At 66.3% G+C, this 20,953-nt stretch carries 20 protein-coding genes and 1 pseudogene; 11 read left to right on the top strand and 10 right to left on the bottom strand.

Going from position 1 to position 20,953, the window contains the following annotated elements; all coding sequences use genetic code 11:
• Positions 1 to 81: 81 nt before the first annotated feature.
• From ACFU5V_RS38460 to ACFU5V_RS38425, 8 genes and pseudogenes are all read right to left on the bottom strand, one after another.
• Positions 82 to 1,104, bottom strand: a complete 1,023-nt coding sequence (locus ACFU5V_RS38460; RefSeq protein WP_378706101.1) for a glutamate ABC transporter substrate-binding protein — start codon at positions 1,102 to 1,104, stop codon at positions 82 to 84.
• Positions 1,104 to 2,545 (bottom strand): annotated as a pseudogene (locus tag ACFU5V_RS38455) (hypothetical protein). Before ACFU5V_RS38455 ends, ACFU5V_RS38460 begins: the two are co-directional and overlap by 1 nt.
• Before the next feature lie 149 nt (positions 2,546 to 2,694).
• Positions 2,695 to 3,402, bottom strand: a complete 708-nt coding sequence (locus ACFU5V_RS38450; protein WP_378435969.1) for a GntR family transcriptional regulator — start codon at positions 3,400 to 3,402, stop codon at positions 2,695 to 2,697.
• Positions 3,403 to 3,538: 136 nt separating this feature from the next.
• A complete protein-coding gene (locus ACFU5V_RS38445) occupies positions 3,539 to 4,582 on the bottom strand; it encodes an LLM class flavin-dependent oxidoreductase (RefSeq protein WP_378435971.1) in 1,044 nt (347 codons plus the stop codon).
• A 92-nt stretch (positions 4,583 to 4,674) separates the two neighbouring features.
• Complete coding sequence (locus ACFU5V_RS38440) at positions 4,675 to 6,162, bottom strand: aldehyde dehydrogenase (protein WP_378706099.1); 1,488 nt, start codon at positions 6,160 to 6,162, stop codon at positions 4,675 to 4,677.
• The gene (locus ACFU5V_RS38435; protein WP_378706097.1) at positions 6,155 to 6,886 is read right to left on the bottom strand and encodes an alpha/beta fold hydrolase; all 732 of its coding nucleotides are present in this window, start codon (positions 6,884 to 6,886) and stop codon (positions 6,155 to 6,157) included. The genes ACFU5V_RS38440 and ACFU5V_RS38435 overlap by 8 nt, the downstream gene beginning before the upstream one ends.
• Positions 6,887 to 6,899: 13 nt before the next feature.
• The gene (locus ACFU5V_RS38430) at positions 6,900 to 7,451 is read right to left on the bottom strand and encodes an amino acid synthesis family protein (RefSeq protein WP_378435977.1); all 552 of its coding nucleotides are present in this window, start codon (positions 7,449 to 7,451) and stop codon (positions 6,900 to 6,902) included.
• The gene (locus tag ACFU5V_RS38425) at positions 7,448 to 8,077 is read right to left on the bottom strand and encodes an amino acid synthesis family protein (protein WP_378706095.1); all 630 of its coding nucleotides are present in this window, start codon (positions 8,075 to 8,077) and stop codon (positions 7,448 to 7,450) included. The genes ACFU5V_RS38430 and ACFU5V_RS38425 overlap by 4 nt, the downstream gene beginning before the upstream one ends.
• A gap of 198 nt (positions 8,078 to 8,275) precedes the next feature.
• Between ACFU5V_RS38425 and ACFU5V_RS38420 the strand changes: the two genes are divergently transcribed.
• From ACFU5V_RS38420 to ACFU5V_RS38410, 3 genes are read left to right on the top strand one after another with little or no spacing between them, the layout of a single operon-like run.
• A complete protein-coding gene (locus ACFU5V_RS38420; protein WP_378706093.1) occupies positions 8,276 to 9,949 on the top strand; it encodes a BCCT family transporter in 1,674 nt (557 codons plus the stop codon).
• A complete protein-coding gene (locus tag ACFU5V_RS38415) occupies positions 9,946 to 10,371 on the top strand; it encodes an ester cyclase (RefSeq protein ID WP_276138582.1) in 426 nt (141 codons plus the stop codon). Before ACFU5V_RS38420 ends, ACFU5V_RS38415 begins: the two co-directional genes overlap by 4 nt.
• A 28-nt stretch (positions 10,372 to 10,399) precedes the next feature.
• Complete coding sequence (locus ACFU5V_RS38410) at positions 10,400 to 10,903, top strand: flavin reductase family protein (RefSeq protein ID WP_378706091.1); 504 nt, start codon at positions 10,400 to 10,402, stop codon at positions 10,901 to 10,903.
• Between the two features lie 88 nt (positions 10,904 to 10,991).
• Here the strand turns inward: ACFU5V_RS38410 and ACFU5V_RS38405 are convergent, their stop codons facing one another.
• Positions 10,992 to 11,651: a GntR family transcriptional regulator gene (locus ACFU5V_RS38405; RefSeq protein ID WP_378435987.1), complete on the bottom strand. Its 660-nt coding sequence runs from the start codon at positions 11,649 to 11,651 to the stop codon at positions 10,992 to 10,994.
• Positions 11,652 to 11,913: 262 nt separating this feature from the next.
• Between ACFU5V_RS38405 and ACFU5V_RS38400 the strand changes: the two genes are divergently transcribed.
• Genes ACFU5V_RS38400 through ACFU5V_RS38375 form a run of 6 tightly spaced genes read left to right on the top strand, consistent with a single transcriptional unit; the run spans position 11,914 to position 18,312 of the window.
• Entirely contained in the window at positions 11,914 to 13,386 is a 1,473-nt protein-coding gene (locus ACFU5V_RS38400; protein ID WP_378706089.1) for a purine-cytosine permease family protein, read from the top strand.
• Positions 13,383 to 14,645 carry a bifunctional 3,4-dihydroxy-2-butanone-4-phosphate synthase/GTP cyclohydrolase II gene (locus tag ACFU5V_RS38395; protein ID WP_378706087.1) on the top strand — a complete coding sequence of 421 codons (1,263 nt, stop codon included), beginning with the start codon at positions 13,383 to 13,385 and terminating at the stop codon, positions 14,643 to 14,645. Before ACFU5V_RS38400 ends, ACFU5V_RS38395 begins: the two co-directional genes overlap by 4 nt.
• 21 nt (positions 14,646 to 14,666) lie before the next feature.
• Entirely contained in the window at positions 14,667 to 14,942 is a 276-nt protein-coding gene (locus ACFU5V_RS38390) for a hypothetical protein (protein ID WP_378706085.1), read from the top strand.
• A gap of 48 nt (positions 14,943 to 14,990) precedes the next feature.
• The gene (locus ACFU5V_RS38385) at positions 14,991 to 16,445 is read left to right on the top strand and encodes an NAD-dependent succinate-semialdehyde dehydrogenase (protein WP_378706084.1); all 1,455 of its coding nucleotides are present in this window, start codon (positions 14,991 to 14,993) and stop codon (positions 16,443 to 16,445) included.
• A gap of 58 nt (positions 16,446 to 16,503) precedes the next feature.
• On the top strand, positions 16,504 to 17,376 hold the full coding sequence (locus tag ACFU5V_RS38380) for a hypothetical protein (RefSeq protein ID WP_378706081.1): 873 nt from the start codon (positions 16,504 to 16,506) through the stop codon (positions 17,374 to 17,376).
• 39 nt (positions 17,377 to 17,415) lie between these two features.
• Positions 17,416 to 18,312: an SDR family oxidoreductase gene (locus tag ACFU5V_RS38375; protein WP_378706079.1), complete on the top strand. Its 897-nt coding sequence runs from the start codon at positions 17,416 to 17,418 to the stop codon at positions 18,310 to 18,312.
• Between the two features lie 40 nt (positions 18,313 to 18,352).
• Here ACFU5V_RS38375 and ACFU5V_RS38370 read toward each other — a convergent pair whose 3' ends face one another.
• Positions 18,353 to 19,096, bottom strand: a complete 744-nt coding sequence (locus ACFU5V_RS38370; RefSeq protein WP_378706077.1) for a Clp protease N-terminal domain-containing protein — start codon at positions 19,094 to 19,096, stop codon at positions 18,353 to 18,355.
• Positions 19,097 to 19,240: 144 nt separating this feature from the next.
• Here ACFU5V_RS38370 and ACFU5V_RS38365 point away from each other — a divergent pair, with 144 nt between their 5' ends.
• Complete coding sequence (locus ACFU5V_RS38365; protein ID WP_378438429.1) at positions 19,241 to 19,603, top strand: PadR family transcriptional regulator; 363 nt, start codon at positions 19,241 to 19,243, stop codon at positions 19,601 to 19,603.
• Positions 19,603 to 20,949, top strand: a complete 1,347-nt coding sequence (locus tag ACFU5V_RS38360) for a permease prefix domain 1-containing protein (protein ID WP_378706075.1) — start codon at positions 19,603 to 19,605, stop codon at positions 20,947 to 20,949. Before ACFU5V_RS38365 ends, ACFU5V_RS38360 begins: the two co-directional genes overlap by 1 nt.
• Positions 20,950 to 20,953 lie beyond the last annotated feature (4 nt).

Here is a 20,953-nt window from a genome sequence, read left to right as displayed (position 1 = left end):
CGGTGACCGGTGCCTGCTCACAGCAGAACTGCCTGCATCACCAACCAACTTTCGGTTGGTTGTGCGAGCGGAACCGTCGTCTCAATCCCGATAGGTGGCCGGGGGTGGGCTTGCGATCGGCCCGAGCGACGCGGCGAGCCACCGGTCGTAGAGGCGCATCCACGTGCCGTCCGCGCGCAGGCGGTCGAGGGTGCCGTTGACGAACCGCACCAGGTCGTCCTTGTACTTGTTGAGACCGATTCCCCAGTGCTCTTCGTCCTCCATCGGTGGTCCCACGATCTGAAAATGCGGGTCCTGGGACACGAGGCCGGCCAGGAGCGAGTCGGAGGTGCTGGTCGCGTCGGCTTGCCGTTTCTGCATGGTGACGAGGCAGTCGTCCCAATCGGGGACGGCGACGATCGTGGCCTCCGGCGCGACCCGTTGGACGGTGGGAAGCGACGTGGTGTCGACGAAGGTGCAGACCCGTTTTCCGGCCAGGTCCGCCGGCCCCGTGATGTCGGAGCCCCGCGGAACCATGATTCGCTGAAAAGCGCGGAAGTACTCGGTGGAGAAGGCGACGCGCTGGGCGCGTTCGCACGTGATCGCGGTGGCGTGAACGACGACGTCGACATCGTTGTGCTCGAGTGCCGTGAAACGGCCGGCCGAGGTGAGCAGCCGGAATTCGACTTTCGTCGGATCACCGAAGATGTCCTTGGTGATTTCCTTCGCCACGTCGATGTCGAAGCCCTGCAGGGTGCCCGTGGTCGGGTCGCGGAAGCTGAACGGGTTCGTGTTCTGGTCGACACCGACGATCAACCGGCCGCGCGCCGCGATCTCGGCGAGTGACCCACCGGGCGGCATCTGTCCCGGAGGAGGCTGCGGGCCGGGACGCAGGCTCGCGAGCGCTCCGCACGACTCGGGAGACGGTCCTGCAGGCGGCGGATTGTTCGTGGGCGGGATGATTTGCGCACCGTTCGTCATCGGCCGTGTGGTGTACGTGCCCGCGACCGTCGGGGTGAGAGGGTCGGGTGCCGCGCAGCCCGCGAGGACTGCGACGGCGAGAATGCCGACCAGGTGCCGAGCACGCGGCCTCGCCCCCGGTCTCGCAATCCTCATCTGCGTCATCAGTGATACTCGTTCAGTCGCGGCCAGATACCCCCGCCGACGGCGAATCCGCAGGACACGCCAATAATCATGCTACCGATCGCCAAGGACGACATCGACCGATAGGCGTCGGTCACGGCGCTTGCCTCGTCGTCGCGAAGTCGGTCGATCGCGTTTTGCAGCGCTTCGTCCATGGCTGCGAACTTCGCCGCCGACGTGCCGGAGCCGGAGCCGGCGGCGATCGCCGCGGCGGTCGGGTAGTCACCGCGCTCCAGGGCGATCTCGATGTCCCGGTGTGCGGCCAGCCAGCCGTCGCGGGCCGCCGCGGCATCGCGGAGGTCGTCCGTGGCGACCTCACCGTGCGAGCTGTCCAGCTGCCGGGTGAGTTCGTCGGTCAATGCCTGGGAGTGCCGCGTGTAATCGATCTCCGATTGGGTGTCGGCCCCGCGCTGCAGCAGGGCGAGGGTCTCGTCGGCGCGGGCCTGCTGCGCCAGGATTCGAGCGCGCGCGACGGTGTTGATGGGTTGTGTTCCTTCGGTTCTCGCGCGTTCGCTTGCCGACGTCGACACCAGGCTTCCGGCGATCAGCCAGATCAGAAGTCCCGCCATGAGCAACGTTGCGACAGCGAGGCCGGGGTTGAACCGGCGCTTGCTCTTTCGCACGACGTACAGCTGGGAGAGGACGAGCGCGGCGAGCGCGGCCGCGGTCACCGTGAACGCGGCCGCGGGCAGTTGGGCCGTGTGTGTCTGGGTCTCGGCGACCGCCTCGGCCTGACGGACGTACAACTGCTCCGCCAACGGGAGGATGGTGTCCTGCATGAGCGCCGAGGCATCGGACAGATATGCCACCCCGACCGGGTTGCCGGCCCGATCGTTCGCTTGCGCCGTGGCGACGAGATTGAAGTACTCGGCGAGATTGCGCACGACATCCGACAACAGTGACAGCGATTCGGCATCCTGAGATGACACCCCGTTGGTGGCCGTGACCAGCGCGTTCGACGCGTCCCCGACCGCCTGCGTGAACTGCTCCGCCCCGGTACCCGACCCGCCGCCGGAGATGAAGGACGTCGTAGCGGCCGCATCGGCGATCGACAGCGAGCTGTAGAGGGCCTGGGCAGCGTTCGCCAGTGGCTCGGTGTGGGTGCGGAGTACCTCGACTCGCTGTTGCCGCGCGCCGACCGCCGCCGAGGTGATCACGCCGGCGGCGATGACCACGGCGATGAGCGCGACCCCCAGCACGGTCAGCCGTCCGGGCGTGGACGTGAGGAATTCGACCCACGGGCGGCGACCTTCGGGCTCGACGAGCAGGTCCTCGTCGAGCGTCGGGGTTTCGGTGACGACGTGGTCGCCGCGGTGGAACATCCGGCCCTCCTGCGCCGCCGCCGCTGTTCCGGTTGAGCAGCGATCCGGGCGGCGTGGCTGAGTCCAGTGTGCACCGAAGGTAGTGGTCGACGGACCGACATGACGGACGTCGGTTTACGCTCAATCGGAGCGCGCGGGTGAACCCGAGGTCATACGCCGAGGAGCAGCACCCCGGTTGCGAGCGACGCCGCCCACGCGATCTCGGTGAGGTTCACATCGGTCCGTCCCCCTCGGCCTGGCGTGTCCTCGGTCAGCTGTCGAGCTGTGACATGAGCGCTTGCTGGCTGGCGTGGACGTGACGTCGCATGTAGTTCTCGGCGCCGATACCGTCCTTGGCGATGATCAGTTCGAGGACGGTGTGGTGTTCACGTTCGGACTCGAGTGACCGGCCGGGTTGCGAGAGGGAGGTTTTCACTAGCCGCCGATAGGCGAGTTGATTCATCAGCAGGCGGTAGTGGGTGGCGAGCTTGCCGTTGTCCGCACCGACGATGAGGATCTCGTGGAACTCGTGGACCAGGTGCGCGTACCGCTCGACGTCGCCGGCCTCTACGGCGGCGTCGGCCTCGCGAACGTTGGCCTTCATCGCGGAGAGTTCGGGGACGTCGCCGCGCGCGGCCATCAATCGGGCGGCACCACCCTCGAGGAGCTGTTTCATCTCGAACAGTTCGTTGATCTCGCGCCGAGACGGAACCGCGACGAAAGTACCCACCCTCGGGCGGATCTCCACCAGGCCCTCGATCTGAAGCTGTTTGAGAGCTTCCCGGATGGGGGTGCGGCTGATCCCGAAGGTGTCGGCGAGGGAAATCTCGGACAGCGACTGTCCCGGTGCGAGTTCGCCCGAGATGATCATCTCCCGGATTCCGTCGGCCGCGCGTTCCTGGAAGTTGCTCGTGTCGAGTCTCCGCGACGCCGCGACGTCCATCGCTCCCCCTTCACCGGTCTGCCATGTATCTTGCATGTCAACCGTACATTGCTGGTGGTTCGCTCCGAGCGCTGCCGCGGCGCGCCGCAGCGGATGTTTCCGACACCCGCCCGGACCGCCGGTGGCCCGGGCGGGTGCGCTGCCCACGTGTCGGTGCCGACACCTGCGAGTGTCAGCGGAACGCGGGGACGACTTCCTTGATGAACAGCTCGAGCGACTTGCGCTTCTCCTCGTGCGAGAGGGTGTTGTCCGCCCAGAAGCTGAACTCGTCGATTCCGAGTTCCTGGTAGTACCGCAGGCGGTCGACCACTTCCTCCGGCGTCCCGATCATCGCGGTCTTGTGCAGCGACTCCGGGGAGAACTCGGGCCGCTCGGCGAACTTCGACTCCGGGCTCGGTTCCAGGAAACCGTTGACCGGGGCCTTCTTGTTCCCGAACCACGCATCGAACGTCCGATAGAACTTCTGGATGCCCTCGGCGGCCGGTCGCCAGCCCTCCGGATCGTCGGCCGAGTGCACGTACGTGTGCCGGAGCACCATGATCTCGGGCCGCTGCACCTCGGGATGATTCTCGACAGCCGTCTCGAACTTGCTCTTGAGGTCGGCGACTTCCTCGTCGCCCTTCATCAGCGGCGTCACCATCACGTTGCACCCCTGCGCGACCGCGAAGTCGTGCGAGGCCGGATCGCGGGCGGCGACCCACATCGGTGGCATCGGTTGCTGAACCGGTTTCGGCACGCTCGTCGAGGTCGGGAATTTCCAGATCTCGCCGTCGTGGGCGTAGTCGCCCTTCCACAGTTCGCGCACGGCGGGCACGAGTTCGCGCAGGTGCTTGCCGCCTTCGCCGGCGGGCAGGCCGTCCGCCAGGCGGTCGAACTCGAACTGGTACGCGCCGCGTGCCAGACCGACCTCCATGCGGCCGTTGCTTATGACGTCGAGCAGAGCACACTCGCCCGCCACCCGGATCGGGTTCCAGAACGGCGCGATGATCGTGCCGGCGCCGAGCCGGATGGTCGACGTCTGGCCGGCCAGGTAGGACAGCAACGGCATCGGACTGGGCGCAATAGTGTATTCCATCGCGTGGTGCTCACCGATCCACACGGTCTCGAATCCACCGGCCTCGGCCATCAGCGTCAGCTCGGTCAGGTTCTCGAACAGTTGGCGGTGGCTGACGCTTTCGTCCCATCGCTCCATGTGCACGAACAGCGAAAACCTCATCTGCTGTTCCTCCTCTGCAATTCGTGTGGTTAATGTGCAAATCCGGCGTGTCGGCGCCGTCGGGCAATCGTGCTGCCCAGAGTTCGGTGCGGTCAGCTCCGCATGGTGAACGGATCCGCGACGGGATCCTCGCTCGTGTTGATCCAGACGCTCTTGAGCCTCGTGTACTCCTTGATCGTCTCGGTACCGTGCTCGATGCCGACGCCACTGCTCTTGAAGCCCTGGCGCGGCGACATCGGCGACATCGCGCGGTAGGTGTTCACCCAGACCGTCCCGGCTTCGAGTCGCGAGGCCATGCGGTGTGCCCGCGACAGGTTCGTCGTCCACACCCCGGCCGCGAGGCCGTAGTCGGTGTCGTTGGCGAGCCGGATCACTTCTTCCTCGGTCTCGAACGGCATGATCGCGGCCACGGGACCGAAGATCTCCTCCCGCACCACCCGCATGTCGTTGTCGACGTCGACGAGGACGGTGGGCTCGTAGAAGTACCCGCCGAGCCCGCCGTCGCAGGCCCGGCCGCCCGTGACGACCCGTGCTCCTTCGCTACGGCCGAGATCGACATAGCCCGCCACCTTGTCACGCTGGTCCGCGAAGGCGAGCGGTCCGAGTTCGGTTGCGTCGTCGAGAGGGTCACCGATCCGAATGGTCTTCGCGCGCTCGGTGACTCGCTCGAGCAACTCGTCGTAGACGGCGCGGTGCGCGAACACCCGGCTGCCTGCGATGCAGGTCTGCCCGGCGGCCGCGAAGATGCCCGCGACGACGCCCATCGCCGCGTTGGCCACGTTCGCGTCCTCGAAGACGATGTTGGGCGACTTCCCACCCAGCTCCAACGTCGATCCGATGAACCGGCTCGCCGTGGCCGCCGCGATCCGCGCGCCCGTCGCAGTGCTGCCGGTGAACGAGATCTTCGCGAGATCGGGGTGGTCGACCAGTGCTTGACCGGCTTCGGCGCCGAAACCGGTCACGACGTTGACGGCGCCTGCCGGGAAGCCCGCTTCCAGCGTCAGCTCGGCAAGTCGCAGCGCCGAGCGCGACGTGTACTCCGAAGGCTTGACGACCACGGTGTTGCCTGCGCACAGCGCGGGAGCCAGCTTGCTGGTCGTGAGCGTGAGCGGCGAGTTCCAGGGCGTGATCGCACCCACCACACCGAGCGGCTCGCGCGAGGTGTAGTTCAGCACCCGACGGTCCGACGTCGGAACGACGTCGCCCTGAATCTTGTCGGCCAGTCCGGCGTAGTAGTAGTAATACTCCGGCAGCGTCGCCAACTGCCCGCGCATCTCGCGCAGCAACTTACCGTTGTCCACGACCTCCATGCGGGCGAGCTCCTCGGCGTTCTCCGCGATGAGATCGCCGAGACGACGAAGCAGATGGCCGCGCCGAGTCTGGCTGAGATCGCGCCAGCGCGGGTCGTCGAACGCCGTCTTCGCCGCCGCGACGGCACGCTCGATGTCGGCCGTGTTTCCCCGGGCTGCCTGGTACAGCGTCTCCCGGGTGGCCGGATTCGTGCTCTCGAAGTACTCGCCGGACTTGGGCGCGACGTGTTCTCCGCCGATGAAGTGGTGCAACTGTTCGAGGTCAGACATGTGCGTGCTCTCCGATGAAGGTCGTGATGCAGTCGACGAGCGCCTCCGGACGCTCGATGGGAAGCATGTGCCGCGCGTCGTCGATGATCACCGGCCTGCAGTGCGGCAAGGCCGACGCGAGCCGGTGTGTCATCTCCGGAGTGGAACCGGGATCGTCGCTGCCGGTCACCGCGAGGGCGGGCACGGCGATCGAATCGAGCTCCGAACCGATTTCCGCGTCTGCGGTCGCGAACACCCGGTAGCAGTTCACGAAGGATGCGACGTCGTTCGCCGACAACGTGTCCCGGGTCCGGCGGACCCACTCCGGCCCGACCGCGGTGCCGGCGTACCACCGGGTGATCGACGTCGCCGCACTTGCTGCGAAATCGTCACGAGCGGTGCACAATCGGGCCAGCACCGCCGTGCGCTCATCGTCCGTGCGCCGGCAGACGGAACTCACCGAGGTCAGCGTCGCCACCAGTTCGGGACGGCGGAGCGCGAGATACTGGGCGACGAGTGCCCCCAGAGAGAAGCCCACCAGATGCGACCCCGGGGGTACGTCGTCGACGATGCCGTCGGCGAGGTCGGCAAGGGTCGTGCCGTCGGCGGCTGGGGGCCGTGCGCCGTGCCCGGGCAGGTCGGGCGTGATCACCGTGTACCGGTCTGTGAGCAGCGCGGCGACGGGCTCCCACATCGTGTGATCGAGCCCGACGCCGTGCAACAGCACCATGGTTGGCTTGCTCATGGAACGTACCCGGTTACTGCTCGGACGCGAGCGGAGCGAGACGCTGCTGGGGGCGTCCCTGGGCGGCTGCGGCCAGTGCGATCACGATCTCGTTCGGGTGCGGCGCGTCGGCGATCCTCACTTCCACGGTCTGGTGGTGGGATCGGATCGTCGCGTCGGTGATGTGCTTGAGCGGGATGTCGAAGACGATGCCTGCGGGTCCGCGCTTCTCGACGGCAGGCAGCAGGGTCGTCGCGTTCGCCGCCTTGCGGAAATGGTCGCCGAACTTCAGTGTGTGGATGAGACCCGAGCCGTGCTCGATCTCTCCGTTCAGTCCGACGATTGCGGCCTTACCGTACGCCTCCGCGGGCGCCCCGAGTGCCTCGAGCACCTTCGGCGCCAGCAGTGCGCCCGCAGCCGACGCGGTGTCGTCGATGCCGGGACCGAGGTCGTCGACGAAACCCTGCCCAGCCCAGGGGTTGTCGATAACCGCCGCGACGATGGCCACGCGCGCGGCGGGCGACACGGGGCGGCCCCCTTCGGTCAGAATCTCTTCGACGACGGTGATGATCTTGCGAACGTTCATGAAAGGACAGCCTCCAGGTTCTGAGCGGTGACAGCGGGGTCGGTTGCGCGGTCGCCGATGCGCGGATGCGGACGGGGTCCGGTCGACGCCGCTGCAATGACGACGATCTCGTCGGCGCGCGGTGCATCTGCCACTCGCGCGCTCACGGTCTGGTAGTGACTTCGGGTGGCGGCGTGCTCCTTGTGCCACATCGGGACGATCAGTTCTTCGCCTGCTTCCGCCCTCGTGTCGGCGAAGCAGATGATGGACTCCCCCTGCAGGAACTCGCGGACGAGGTTCCCGAAGTACGGCGTGTGGATCAGGGCGCCGCCGTGCTCGATCTCGCCGGCGGTGCCGACGATCGCAGCCTTGCCGAACGCCTCGATCCGGTCCGCGCCACCGAGTGTCTCGATGAGTTTGTCGGTCAGCAACTTCGCGAGCCGAGGTGCGAGTTCACCGACTGCATCGGACAGGTCGGTGGCAGCACCGGTGCCCACCCAGGGGTTCGTGACCACAGCCGCGACACTGGCGCGAAATGCCGGACGAGCAGGGGCCGCCCCCGCCTCGGTCACGATCTCCTCGCGATAGAGCGACAGCTTGCGGATTTCGATGCCCGCCTCAATACAATTTCGATTCCGCTCTTGCATACAACGTACCGTAGTCATGGCTCACGCTTCGGTCAAGAGCCGTCAACACCTCGTCGGGAAATCCGTCGGCGCCACCTATGGGATGCGCGGCATATGACCAGTTCAACTGTCATTCACTCAGTAAACAGACCCGCCGCGCTCGCGTCGATCACATTCCGTCATTGACAGGCGAATGTGACGCGCCTAATAATCTCTTGCATGGTAGAGCAGCCGAGCAGCGGCCAGTCGATTCAGACGACCCCCATATCGGGCCACCGTCCCACCCCATCGAAACCGACCACGACCGACAGCGCATCGGAGACGGCACCCATCGCCGCACTCGGCGGCGGCGCTCGCGTTCCCGGTCGCGGCAATCGATCACTCGGGAATCGATTCCGCCGCAACGAACTCGGCACCGTCTTCTGGACGTCGGTCGGCGTCTCGACGCTCTTCGTCGGATGGGCTGTCGCATTCACCGAGAACCTGAACGACGTCACCACCAACTCGCTCAACTGGATGACATCCACCTTCGGCTGGACGTATCTCGTAGTGACGCTGTGTATCCTGGTCTTTCTGGTCTTCCTCGCGTTCAGCCCCGCCGGCGACATCCGCCTCGGCCGCAACGACGAGAAGCCGGAGTTCTCGACGCCCAGTTGGCTCGCGATGATCTTGAGCGCGGTCATGGGGATCGGCCTGATCTCCTACGGCGTCGCCGAACCGATCTCACACTTCGCCTCGCCGCCACACGGTCTCGCGGAGCCGAAAACCACCGACGCCGCCGTGCGCGCGATGCAGTACTCCTACTTCGACTGGGGCGTGCACGCGTGGGCCATCTTCGCAGTGTTCGGCCTGGCCATCGCCTACTCGACGCACCGCAAGGGCCGGCGGACGTTGGTGAGCCAGCTTTTCCATCCCCTACTCGGCGACCGTGTGAACGGTCCCCTCGGCAAGACGATCGACGTCCTCGCGGTATTCGCCACGCTGTTCGGCACGACCACGTCGCTCGGACTCGGCGCACTTCAGGTCAACAACGGGCTGGCCACCCTGTTCGGCACGCCGGTGGACTCGGTGTCGCAGGTGCTGATCATCGCAGTCGTCACAGCGTTGTTCACGTTGTCGGCCGTCACCGGTGTCAACAAGGGCATCAAGTTCCTCAGCCAATGCAGCACCGCGCTGGCGATCGCGTTGTTCGCCTTCATTCTCGTCGTCGGCCCGGCGGTGTTCGTCGCGAATCTATACATCGAGTCCCTCGGCACGTGGGCGAGCGACTTCTTCCGGATGAGCCTGCAGGGCACCGCGTTCGGCGACCTCGAGTGGATGCAGTGGTGGACCTACTTCATGCTCGCCTGGTGGGTGTCCTGGGGCGCGTTCGTCGGCGTCTTCCTCGCCCGCATCTCCCGCGGGCGCACCATCCGGGGCTTCATCATGGGAGTCCTGGTCGTGCCCAGCGCCGTCTTCTTCACCTGGTTCACAGTGTTCGGCGGCACCGCCATCCACATCGACATGTACGAAGGCGGCGACATCGCCGAGCGCACCGCGGCGGATATCAACAGCGCATTCTTCGCCACACTCGAGCACTACCCGTTCGCCACGGCAACATCGGTGATCGCCATCGTTCTCGTCGTCGTATTCTTCGTATCCGGAGCCGACGCGAACACCTACGTGCTGAGCATGATGACCTCGAACGGCTCGCTGACCCCGGCCCGTTGGATCCTCGTACTGTGGGGCGTACTCACGGGTATCACCGCCATCGTGCTCATGCTGGCAGGCGGACTGAATGCCTTGCAGAACACCGTGATCGTGACCTCACTCCCCTTCCTCGTGATCGTCGCCGGCTTGACGGTGTCGTTCTGGAGAGAACTCGTTTCCGACCGAAAGGAACACATGAAATGACCGATGACACCACCCGGCGTGAGCTGATCGTGAAGGTGTGGGACGCAGCCTGGGACCGAGGGGAGGTGGACGCCTTCGATACCATCCTCGACCCGCACTACCAGCGCCACGGCACCCACGGATCCGCTCAGGACCGCGAGACCTTCAAGGCGTCGATCCTGTCGACGCGCGCCGCCTTCCCCGATCTGAAGACCACGATCGACGACATCGTCCTCGAGGGCGACCGCGCCGCGATCCGCTGGCACAGCGCAGGCAGCCACACCGGCGCGTTCATGGGCATCCCCACGACCGGCAAGCGCGTCCAGGTCAGCGGGGCCACGTTCGCACGCTTCGACGGGGACGGCATTGTCGAAGAATTCGTGACCTGGGACCCCCGCGCGCTCCTGTCCGCACTCGGCATCATCACCGTCGGCCAAGACTGACCCACGGCATCAACACGGAGAACACACCATGTCACCACTTCAGCAGAACGCCGACATCGACCTGATGAAGCAGGTCAACCGCCAGTTCGTCACCGGCGTCACCGTGATCACCGCACTGGACGGCGACTCCCCGAAGGGTCTGGCGGTCAACGCCTTTGCCAGCATCTCGCTCGACCCGCCGACCGTCATGGTCTGCGTGCAGCGTACGTCGAACACACACGACTGCCTCTTCCGCGCCGATCACCTCGCGATCAACATCCTGTCCACGGCCCAGATGGATGTCGTCGGCAAGTTCGCATCGAAGTCCGCCGACAAGTTCGCCGACCTCGACTGGCGGCCCGGACCCTACGGAAGTCCGCTGATCGAGCGCAGCAGCGCGCAGATGGAGGTCGAGATCCGGGAGCGGCTGCAGGCCAGCACTCACACGGTGTTCATCTGCCGCGTCCTGCATGCCGCGGTGACCGAGCAGACTCCGATGATCTACAGCGCCGGAAAGTTCTTCGACGGAGGGGCTCTCACCCCGCTGGGATGATACCGGCCGACGCCGGGACGAGCCCGGAGACGAACGCGGGCCCACCTGTCGATCAGGTGGGCCCGCGGATTGTTCGCTACTACATCGGTCAGCTCGCCGGACCCGTCGCGTCCAGCCCGGCCATTACCGCGTGATGGCTTGCCTGAACGTGCTGCCGCATGAGCTGCTCGGCGCCCGCACCGTCTTTGTCGACGATGAGGTCGAGCACCCGGTGGTGTTCGCGTTCGGAGTCGAGTGAGCGACCAGGTTGCGCAAGTGACGTTTTCACGAGCCGACCGTATGCCAACTGATTCATCAGAATTCGATAGTGGGTGGCGAGTTTGCCGTTGTCCGCGCCGACGATCAGGATCTCGTGGAACTCGCGGACCAGGTCGGCGTACCGTGCGGTGTCGCCTGCGAGGACCGCTGCGTCCGCGTCCGCAACGTTGGATCTCATCGCATCCAGTTCGGGAATGCTGCCGCGGGCGGCCATCAGCCGCGCGGCGGCGCCCTCGAGGAGCTGTTTCATCTCGAACAGCTCGTTGATCTCGCGCCGGGACGGGGCGGCGACGAATGTGCCGACGCGGGATCGGATCTCCACGAGTCCCTCGATCTGCAGCTGCTTGAGCGCCTCGCGCACGGGAGTTCGGCTGATTCCGAAGGCCTCGGCGAGGTTCACCTCGGACAGCGCATCACCCGGCCCGAGCTCGCCGGTGATGATCATCTGCCGGAGCCCGTCGGCGACCCGCTCCTGAAAATTCGTGGTCACAAGCTTTCGGGTCGACGCGACGACCATCCGTTTACCTCCAGACCGCACTGCCATCTTGCATGGCAATATTTCCCACAAGTTACCGTCGCCGATCGCCGCTGGTCAAGAAGTCCGCCTGTCCGACCCCTCCCCTTTCCTGCAATGATATTTGGATTACGTCCCATGGCGGGTTGATGACGGGGGTTGACTTCGTCGCAACGGTTCTGCACAGTGATCTACACAACGTCCTCTGCCATACATCATGGCAACTAGAGAGGTTCTTATGTCTCAGCCTTCCTCCCCAGACACCGAAGACCGCGGCTACCGCAGCAAGGTCGCCGCAATCGAGCCGTACGGTGTCGACCACATTCCCGACGTCGAGCGGCACGGCACGGCCCGCTCCCAGTTCTCCATCTGGTTCGCCGCCGGCATGAACTTTCCGATCATGGTGCTGGGCTTCTCGGCCGTCAGTTTCGGGCTCTCGTTGACCTCGGCAGTGACCGCGATCGTGCTGGGCTCCCTGATCGGCGCGGCCGTGATGGGCATCCTGTCGCAGATGGGCGCCCGCCTCGGCGTTCCGCAGCAGATCCAGTCGCGGGGTCCGCTCGGGTTCTTCGGCAACTTCGTCCCCGTGGCGTACATCAACGTCTTCGCCGGCATCGGTTGGGCAGCAGTGACAATCATTCTCGGTGCGCAGGCACTGCACGAACTCGCGCCCGGTATCCCGTTCTGGCTCTCCGCGCTGGCGCTCGTGAGCATTCAATTGGTGGTAGCCGTCTTCGGGTACAACATGATCCATTTCCTGCAGAAGATCCTGTCGTTCGTGCTGTTCTTCGGATTCGTCCTGATCACTGTCGTGTCGGTGACCAACAGCGACGCAGTCGGCTTCGACGCGAACCCCGACGCTCCGTTCTACATCGGCGGCACCGGCGGATGGATCACGTTCGCGGGCTTCTTCATGTCGTTCCTCATCGCCTGGTGGCCGTTCGCGTCGGACTACTCGCGTTACCTTCCCGACGACGACGGCACCGCCAAGCGCGCCGGTGCCTACACCCTCGCCGGCAACTTCATCACGCTGACCTGGCTCGGCATCGCTGGTGCACTGCTCGGCGGATCGGCCGTCTCCGGTGAGGAGCCCATCGGAGCGCTGGCACGCCTGACCGGTTCGTGGGCACCCGTCGCGCTGATCGTCGTCCTGTTGTCCTCGTTCTCGCAGAACTTCCTCAACGTCTACGGCGGCGCCATCTCGGTACAGACGCTGCGGATTCCGGTCAGCCGCCGCACCGCCGTCATCGCCATCTGCGTCGTCGCCTACGCCATCAGCCTCTGGGCGGGTGAGGGCTTCGAGGCGAAGTTCAAGAACTTCCTGTTCCTCGGGGCCTACCTGATCGCTCCGTTCGGTGCGGCGCTGCTGCTCGACTACTTCGTGGGCGGCCGGAAGGACAAGTCCCGGATCGGTGAACTCTACGACGACACCCTGGTGCTGAACTGGGGATTCGCCGCATGGATCGCCGGTGTCGTTGCCTCCGTCCCCTTCTGGAACCTGTCCTTCTACCAGGGCTGGGTCACCGTCCACCACCCCGAGTGGGGCGACCTCACCTACGTCGTCGGCTTCGCCGTCGCCGCGGTGGTATACATGCTCACCTACATGCTTCCCGGGGTTCGGCGTCGCCCGAAGGGTCAGCCGACCGGGCGCGTGGACACGGTGGCCGACGTCGCCTCGACACCTGTCACCTCGGGCGGTGAGCGGCGATGACCGAGCAGGCATTCGAGACCGTACCGACCTCGGTGCCGGCGTTCGTCGCCGACGTCGAACGCGCCCTCTCCGAGATCGCCGCCGGACGCGCCGTCGTCGTGGTCGACGATCACGATCGGGAGAACGAGGGCGACCTGATCTTCGCCGCCGAATGTGCGACACCGGAACTCGTCGCCTTCACCGTCCGCCACGGCTCCGGGGTGCTGTGCGTGCCGATGGCCGGTGAGCGGCTCGACGCGCTGCGGCTGCCCCCGATGTGCACGGACAACGAGGACCCCAAGGGCACCGCGTACGCGGTGAGCGTCGACGCCCGCGACGGTGTCAGCACCGGGATCTCGGCCGCCGACCGGGCCCGGACCATCCGACTGCTCGCCGCCGACACCCGCCCCGAACAGCTGACCCGGCCCGGGCACGTCTTCCCGCTGCGGGCCCGACCGGGCGGCGTGCTCGAACGCCCCGGTCACACCGAAGCCGCGATCGACCTCACCACGCTGGCCGGGATGCGCCCGGCCGGCGCCATCTGCGAGATCGTCAACGACGACGGCACCATGACCCGTGGGGCGGACCTCGACGAGTTCTGCTCCACACACGGACTGCACAAGCTCGCCATCGCGGACCTCGTCCGGTACCGCCGGTGGACGGCGCCCATCGCGTCCAGTCCCGCCGTTCGCCTTCCCACCCCGCACGGGATCTTCGAGGCCGTCGCGGTCGCCGAGGGCGACGGCACGGAGCATCTCGTGCTGACGCTCGGTGACGTCGCGGATCAGGACGACGTCCTGGTCCGGGTCCACTCGGAATGCCTGACCGGCGACGTGTTCGGCTCCCAGCGCTGCGACTGCGGCCCCCAACTCGACCAGGCTCTCGCCGAGATCGCCCGCGTCGGTGCCGGAGTGGTCGTCTACCTGCGCGGTCACGAAGGGCGCGGCATCGGACTCGTTCAGAAACTGCGGGCCTACGGTCTCCAGGAACGCGGCTACGACACGGTCGATGCCAACACGGCCCTCGGCCTGCCCGTCGATGCGCGCGACTTCGGCACGGCGGCAAAGATTCTGGCGGATATGCGGATCCGTTCGGTCAATCTGATGTCGAACAACCCGCACAAGGAGTTCGCGCTGGCGGCGTACGGTACCCGCATCCTGCGTACCACTCCCCTGCACATCGAACCGACTCCCGACAACGTGCGCTACCTGCAGACCAAGACCGATCGTCTGGGACACCGGCCACCGGTCGCCCACCCGGTCGCCACCCAGCACGCATGACGACGTGACGGAGACATTGTTGTGACCACACTCATCACCCGGCACGAGGTGCACGACTTCGACACCTGGCGCACGGTGTTCGGCGGACACCGGGACAACCGCCAGGCCCACGGAGCCACCTGCCACCGGATCTATCGCAGCGGCAACGACGTGACGGTTCTGACCGACTTCCCCGACCGTGCCTCGGCCGAGAAGTTCCTCGCCGATCCCGCTCTTCGCGACGTTGTCGCACGCGCCGGCTTCGTCGACACGCCCGTCACCAGCATCTGCGAATTCGTCGACACCGAGAAGTATTGACGGCCGCTCCACGCCCGGGCACAGAATATCCACCCCAGGAGGAATGAAGTGATCGACACCCAGACGCTGTTGGCGTCGTTGCCCACCGATCTGTGGATCGGCTGCAAGCAGATACCGGCTACGGGAGGCAGCACCTTCAGTGTTCACAATCCCGCGGACGGCAAGGTGCTCGTCGACGTCGCCGACGCGCGACCCGAAGACGGCCGGATCGCGCTCGACGCCGCGGCCGCCGCTCAGCCGGACTGGGCCGCGACATCGGCGCGTGAGCGGTCCGACATCCTGCGCCGCGCCTGGGAACTGATCAATCAGCGCCGCAACGAGTTCGCACTGCTGATGACCCTCGAAATGGGCAAGCCGCTCGCGGAAAGCCACGGCGAGGTGACGTACGGGGGCGAGTTTCTGCGCTGGTTCTCCGAGGAAGCCGTCCGGATCAACGGCCGCTACACCCAGTCCCCCACCGGCAACGGGCGAATCCTGGTCACCAAGGAACCGGTGGGCCCGACGTTGGCCATCACGCCGTGGAACTTCCCCCTCGCCATGGGAACCCGCAAGATCGCCCCCGCGCTCGCCGCGGGCTGCACGATGGTGGTCAAGCCGGCCGCCGAAACCCCGTTGACCATGCTGCTGCTCGCCGAGATCTTCCGCGACGCCGGGTTGCCCGACGGCGTGCTGTCCGTTCTCCCGACGTCGGACTCCGCCGCCCTGACGACACCGATGTTCGACGACTCCCGGCTGCGCAAGGTCACCTTCACCGGATCGACCGGCGTCGGGAAGGTACTGCTGAAACAAGCCGCCGACCGGGTCCTGCGGACGTCGATGGAACTCGGCGGCAACGCCCCGTTCGTCGTCTTCGACGACGCCGACATCGACGCCGCCGTCGAGGGCGCGATGGCCGCGAAGATGCGCAACGGCGGCGAGGCGTGCACGGCCGCGAACCGCATCCACGTCGACAACGCGGTGCTCGCCGAGTTCAGCGAGAAGCTCACCGCCAGGATGCGGGCGCTGGCGGTCGGCCCCGGCGATCTGGACGGCACCCAGGTCGGTCCGCTGGTCAGCGAGAAGCAGCGCGCGAGTGTCGCCGAATTGGTCGACGACGCCGTCGGCAAGGGCGCCGTGATCGCGACCGGCGGCGACCGCGGGGAGGGTGAGGGGTACTTCTACCAGCCGACCGTCCTCACTGCCGTGCCCGGCGATGCCCGAATCCTGCGGGAAGAGGTGTTCGGTCCGGTCGCCGCCATCATCGGATTCGACGGCGAAGCGGAAGGCGTCGCCGCCGCCAACGACACCGAATACGGCCTGGCCGCCTACATCTACACCGAGGGACTCGAGCGAGCGCTGCGTGTGTCCGGCGCCGTGGAGGCGGGGATGGTGGGGGTGAACCGGGGCATCGTCTCCGACGTCGCCGCACCGTTCGGCGGCGTCAAGGAATCCGGGCTCGGCCGGGAAAGCGGCAGCGAGGGCATCGAGGAGTACCTCGAGGTGAAGTACATCGCCTTCCGGTGACGCGTTTCGACTCGTCCTGCCCTTTCCTCCCGCACCGGTCGGGTCCGACAATGGGACGGTGAGTTCGCGAGGTTCCGCCGCCGACTGGGCACTCGGCCAGGTCCACGCCGTGCGCGACGACCCTGATGCCCGCCTCGAGCTGAGCGCCCGCACGTATCACGGTCCGGTAGGCAACGCACCGCGGCATTTGCCGTTTCGCCGTGCGGCGCTGTCGTTCATGCGCTGGCAGGTCGGCCGCGGCGTGCTCGCCGCACTCGAAGCGACGCCACCAGGCAGTCCCTGGTGGCGGGCCGTCAACGAGCGACTGCTGCGCGACGGGTGCGAGGCCGTCGCCCGGAGCGGCGGAATGGGAGGGAGGCCGTCATCGCACGCGGTCGACCTGTGGATGTTGTTCGTTGCCGATCCGACCGCACGCACCTGGTACCGGGCCCACAACGCGAGCATCGCGTCCGCCTATCTCGACCATCGCGACCTCGCCGACACCGAGAGCCGTCCCGAGCGCTTCTTTCTCAACGTCGTGCTGCTCCGCGTTCTCTTCGCCCATGCCCTGGTCGCGGCGCCACGACTGGCGCTCGGGCGGCTCGCGCCGGCAGGACCCCTGCTCGGCGATCCGCGACTGTCGATGACCGGGATCTTCCTTTCCCTCTCGCGGGTTCTCCCCGACCGATATCCACTCGGAGACGACGTCGCTGCGTACGTCGCCGCCGAGCACAACCTCGGCGAGATGCTGGACTACGGCCTGATAGGACCGCGCCTGCAGCAGCTGTACGAATGGTCGGCGGACGAGCTCGACGAGCCGCGGCTGCTCGACTGTATTCGCGACGGCAGCCCGATCTATGCCTGGTCGTACACCGATCGCGACGTGTGGCATCCGGCGCGACCGTCCGCAGCGATCCGCGCGGTTCGGCGCTTCCTACCGGCTCGCCGGTAGTTGTCTCTGCAGACCGGGAATGACGAAAGGGATACGAGAATGGCCGACCAGTACGCCCGGCAAGATCCCACCACGCAGTACCCCGATCCCGACCGCGAGCATCAACCGGAGATACCGCACCCGGGACTGACCGCCGACATGGTGTCCACGCCGGACCACGGCGAGAAGACCTATCGGGGCAGCGGCCGCCTCGACGGCCGTCGTGCCCTGATCACCGGCGCGGATTCGGGCATCGGACGGGCAGTAGCGCTCGCGTTCGCCCGTGAGGGCGCGGACGTGGTGGTCAGCTGCCTCGACGCCGAGGAGGCCGATGCACGGGAGACCGTCCGACTGGTGAACGAGGCCGGGCAGCGAGGCGTCGTTGCAACCGGGGACATCACGTCGGAGGACCACTGCCAGACTCTCGTGGACCTGACGGTGCGGGAACTCGACGGCCTCGACATCCTCGTGAACAACGCGGCGTTTCAGATGGTCCAAACGGGTGGCATCGCCGACATCACCACCGAGCAGTTCGACCGCGTCCTGCGGACGAACCTCTACGCACTGTTCTGGCTGTGCAAGAAGTCCGTCGCGGTCATGGAACCGGGATCGACCATCGTGAACACGTCGTCGATCCAGGGCATGAATCCCTCCCCCGGCCTGCTCGACTACGCCACCACCAAGGCGGCGATCATCAACTTCACCAAGGGACTGGCCGCCGATGTGGCGAAACGAGGAATACGGGTCAACGCCGTGGCACCGGGCCCCATCTGGACGCCGCTGATCCCCGCGACCATGCCCGCCGACGGCTACCGGAATTTCGGCGACGACGTGCCGCTGGGCCGGTCCGGCCAGCCGGCCGAACTTGCTCCCGCGTACGTGTTTCTCGCGTCGAACGAATCCAGTTACGTCACCGGGGAAGTGCTCGGCGTCACCGGGGGCATTCCCTTCACGTGAGCACCGTGGTGACCGGCGTGCAACCGCACCCGGAGCGAGGTCACTCCTCGGTGCGGGCGGCGACGATGGCAGCGAGGTCGGCGGCAATGTTCTCCTCGACGGCGGCTTTGTCGACGCCCAGGCCGGCGAGCACACCGACCCCGTCCTCGACCTCGAGTAGGGCGAGTAGAATGTGCTCGGTTCCGATGTAGTTGTGCCCCAGCCGAAGTGCTTCACGGAATGTCAGTTCGAGCGCTTTGCGCGACTGGGCGTCGAAGGGGATGAGTGCGGGTACCTCCTCAGCGGCGGGCGGCAACGTCGCGGTCGCGGCGTGCCGGACCATATCCAGATCCACGCCCTGTGCGGCGATCGCCCGGGCGCCGAGTCCGTCGGGGTCGGTCAGGAGTCCGAGGACGAGATGCTGAGGCAGGATCTCGGAGTTGTTCGCGGCCCTGGCCTCGTTCTGCGCGACGACCACGACCTGCCGTGCGCGGGGAGTGAATCGGCTGAATCCCTGATTCGGATCGAGGTCGGACGCCTGCCCGGGATCCTTGGGGACGAACCGCTTCTGCGCGGCCTGCTTGGTGACTCCCATGCTCTTGCCGATTTCGGTCCACGACGCCCCCGATCGGCGGGCCTGGTCGACGAAGTGACCGATGAGGTGGTCCGCGAGTTCGCCGAGGTGTTCGGCGGCGAGGACCGCGTCGGTGAGTTGCTCGAGCGGGGCCTCCGAATGCACCTTCTTGATCGCTTCGATGAGGTCGTCGAGGCGGATGGGCGGGGTGACGGGCGCTGAATTCTCCATTCGTCAACTCTAGGTTGACGATCATCCGTGCGTCAACCCCGGGTTGTCGATCGACGCATTCACGACAACTCCGCACCGAGAGTCCGAGGTGCGCCGGGCGGGTCTGCTACGTTGATGACTAGCAGATCTAGGGATAGGTGTTCTATGCATATCGAGAAAGACCTGGTGGCCGCGTCTGCCACTCCCCTGGTACTCGGAATTCTCGCCGAGGGCGAGTCCTACGGGTACGCCATCCTGAAGCGAGTCAACGACCTGTCCGGCGGACGGATCCAGTGGACCGACGGCATGTTGTACCCCCTGCTGCATCGACTCGAACGGCTGGGATTGGTGTCGGCGTCGTGGGGCGCCTCCGACAGCGGGCGCAGGCGCAAGCACTACACGATCACCGACAACGGGAGGGAAATGCTGGCGGAACGGCGCGCCCAGTGGGACGTGGTCGCGGACGCCCTGAGCCAGGTGTGGCGCTCCGTCCAACTGCCCCCCGCGCCCGCGGAAGGATGGTCGTGATGGATACCGACAAGGAACTCGAATCGCAGATCGGTCAGTGGCGGGGGTACGTCGAGCGCCGTCACGCGATATCGGCCGCCGACACGGATGAGATGGAAGACCATCTCCGCGATCAGATTTCGGACCTGTCCGCGTCAGGCCTGAGGACCGACGAGGCGTTCCTCGTCGCCGTCAAACGAATGGGCAATGTGGACGACATCTCCCGCGAGTTCGCGCGGGAACACTCCGACCGGTTGTGGAAGCAACTCGTCCTGATGCCCGCCGCGCCGGACGGTGATCGCACCCGCCCCACCCGTGAACTGTTCGTCGTTCTCGGGTTCGCGGTCGGCGCCGCCCTCGCCCTGAAGGCAGGCGTGGCGACACTCGACGAGCAGGACCTCGCCCGCAACGTCAGCCTGTTCGTTCTTCCTTTTCTCACCGGGTACTTCGCGTGGAAACGGAAGGTGACGCTCCGACTGGCCGGGGCACTGGTGGTGCCGTTCGCCCTGGCGGCGGTGCTGGTGAACGTCTTCCCGTTCGTGTCGAACGGCTCCACCGAGGTGATCGCGGCGATCCACGCACCGATCGCGTTGTGGTTCGCGGTCGGCGTCGCGTACGTCGGCGGCCAGTGGCGGTCGGACCGGCGACGAATGGACTTCATTCGATTCACCGGCGAATGGGTGGTGTACCTGACCCTCCTCGCCCTGGGTGGCGGTGTGCTCATCGGCCTGACGGTCAATGCATTCGACGCCCTCGGCCTGAGCGTCGAATGGGTCGTCGAGGACTGGGTGCTGCCGTTCGGTGCGGCCGGCGCGGTCATCGTCGCCGCCTGGCTCGTGGAGGCGAAACAGAACGTCGTGGAGAACATCGCCCCCGTCCTCACACGTGTGTTCACCCCACTGACGACTCTCATGCTGCTGGTGCTGCTCGTCGCATTCGCCACGACCGGCAGCGTCGTGGACGTCGACCGGAACCTGCTGATCCTGATGGACCTCATCCTGGTCGTCGTCCTGGGCTTGCTTCTGTATGCGATATCCGCCCGCGACCCGTATCTGCCGCCCGACCTGTTCGACCGCCTCCAACTCGTCCTCGTCGTCAGCGCCCTCGCGGTAGATCTGCTGATGCTGTTCGCCATGCTCACTCGAATCGCGGAATTCGGCTTCACCCCGAACAAGGTGGCCGCACTCGGAATGAATCTGGTCCTCCTCGTCAACCTGACCTGGTCGGCTGTCCTCATCTTCGGGTTCCTGCGCGACCGCCGCGAATTCGGATCCACCGAACGCTGGCAGACCCGTTACCTCCCCGTGTTCGGTGTGTGGGCGGCGTTGATGGTCGGCGTGCTTCCACCGATGTTCGACTTCGCGTGACGGC

Origin of the sequence: Rhodococcus sp. NPDC057529, assembly GCF_042802055.1 — a bacterium.
In the GTDB taxonomy this organism is placed as follows: domain Bacteria; phylum Actinomycetota; class Actinomycetes; order Mycobacteriales; family Mycobacteriaceae; genus Rhodococcus_F.
This window is presented reverse-complemented; position numbering and strand designations above follow the sequence as displayed.

Coding starts and splice junctions, on each gene's coding strand:
- ACFU5V_RS38460 (WP_378706101.1), bottom strand. CDS start 1,104: ATGACGCAGATGAGGATTGCGAGACCGGGGGCGAGGCCGCGTGCTCGG.
- ACFU5V_RS38450 (WP_378435969.1), bottom strand. CDS start 3,402: ATGCAAGATACATGGCAGACCGGTGAAGGGGGAGCGATGGACGTCGCG.
- ACFU5V_RS38445 (WP_378435971.1), bottom strand. CDS start 4,582: ATGAGGTTTTCGCTGTTCGTGCACATGGAGCGATGGGACGAAAGCGTC.
- ACFU5V_RS38440 (WP_378706099.1), bottom strand. CDS start 6,162: ATGTCTGACCTCGAACAGTTGCACCACTTCATCGGCGGAGAACACGTC.
- ACFU5V_RS38435 (WP_378706097.1), bottom strand. CDS start 6,886: ATGAGCAAGCCAACCATGGTGCTGTTGCACGGCGTCGGGCTCGATCAC.
- ACFU5V_RS38430 (WP_378435977.1), bottom strand. CDS start 7,451: ATGAACGTTCGCAAGATCATCACCGTCGTCGAAGAGATTCTGACCGAA.
- ACFU5V_RS38425 (WP_378706095.1), bottom strand. CDS start 8,077: ATGCAAGAGCGGAATCGAAATTGTATTGAGGCGGGCATCGAAATCCGC.
- ACFU5V_RS38420 (WP_378706093.1), top strand. CDS start 8,276: ATGGTAGAGCAGCCGAGCAGCGGCCAGTCGATTCAGACGACCCCCATA.
- ACFU5V_RS38415 (WP_276138582.1), top strand. CDS start 9,946: ATGACCGATGACACCACCCGGCGTGAGCTGATCGTGAAGGTGTGGGAC.
- ACFU5V_RS38410 (WP_378706091.1), top strand. CDS start 10,400: ATGTCACCACTTCAGCAGAACGCCGACATCGACCTGATGAAGCAGGTC.
- ACFU5V_RS38400 (WP_378706089.1), top strand. CDS start 11,914: ATGTCTCAGCCTTCCTCCCCAGACACCGAAGACCGCGGCTACCGCAGC.
- ACFU5V_RS38395 (WP_378706087.1), top strand. CDS start 13,383: ATGACCGAGCAGGCATTCGAGACCGTACCGACCTCGGTGCCGGCGTTC.
- ACFU5V_RS38375 (WP_378706079.1), top strand. CDS start 17,416: ATGGCCGACCAGTACGCCCGGCAAGATCCCACCACGCAGTACCCCGAT.
- ACFU5V_RS38370 (WP_378706077.1), bottom strand. CDS start 19,096: ATGGAGAATTCAGCGCCCGTCACCCCGCCCATCCGCCTCGACGACCTC.
- ACFU5V_RS38365 (WP_378438429.1), top strand. CDS start 19,241: ATGCATATCGAGAAAGACCTGGTGGCCGCGTCTGCCACTCCCCTGGTA.
- ACFU5V_RS38360 (WP_378706075.1), top strand. CDS start 19,603: ATGGATACCGACAAGGAACTCGAATCGCAGATCGGTCAGTGGCGGGGG.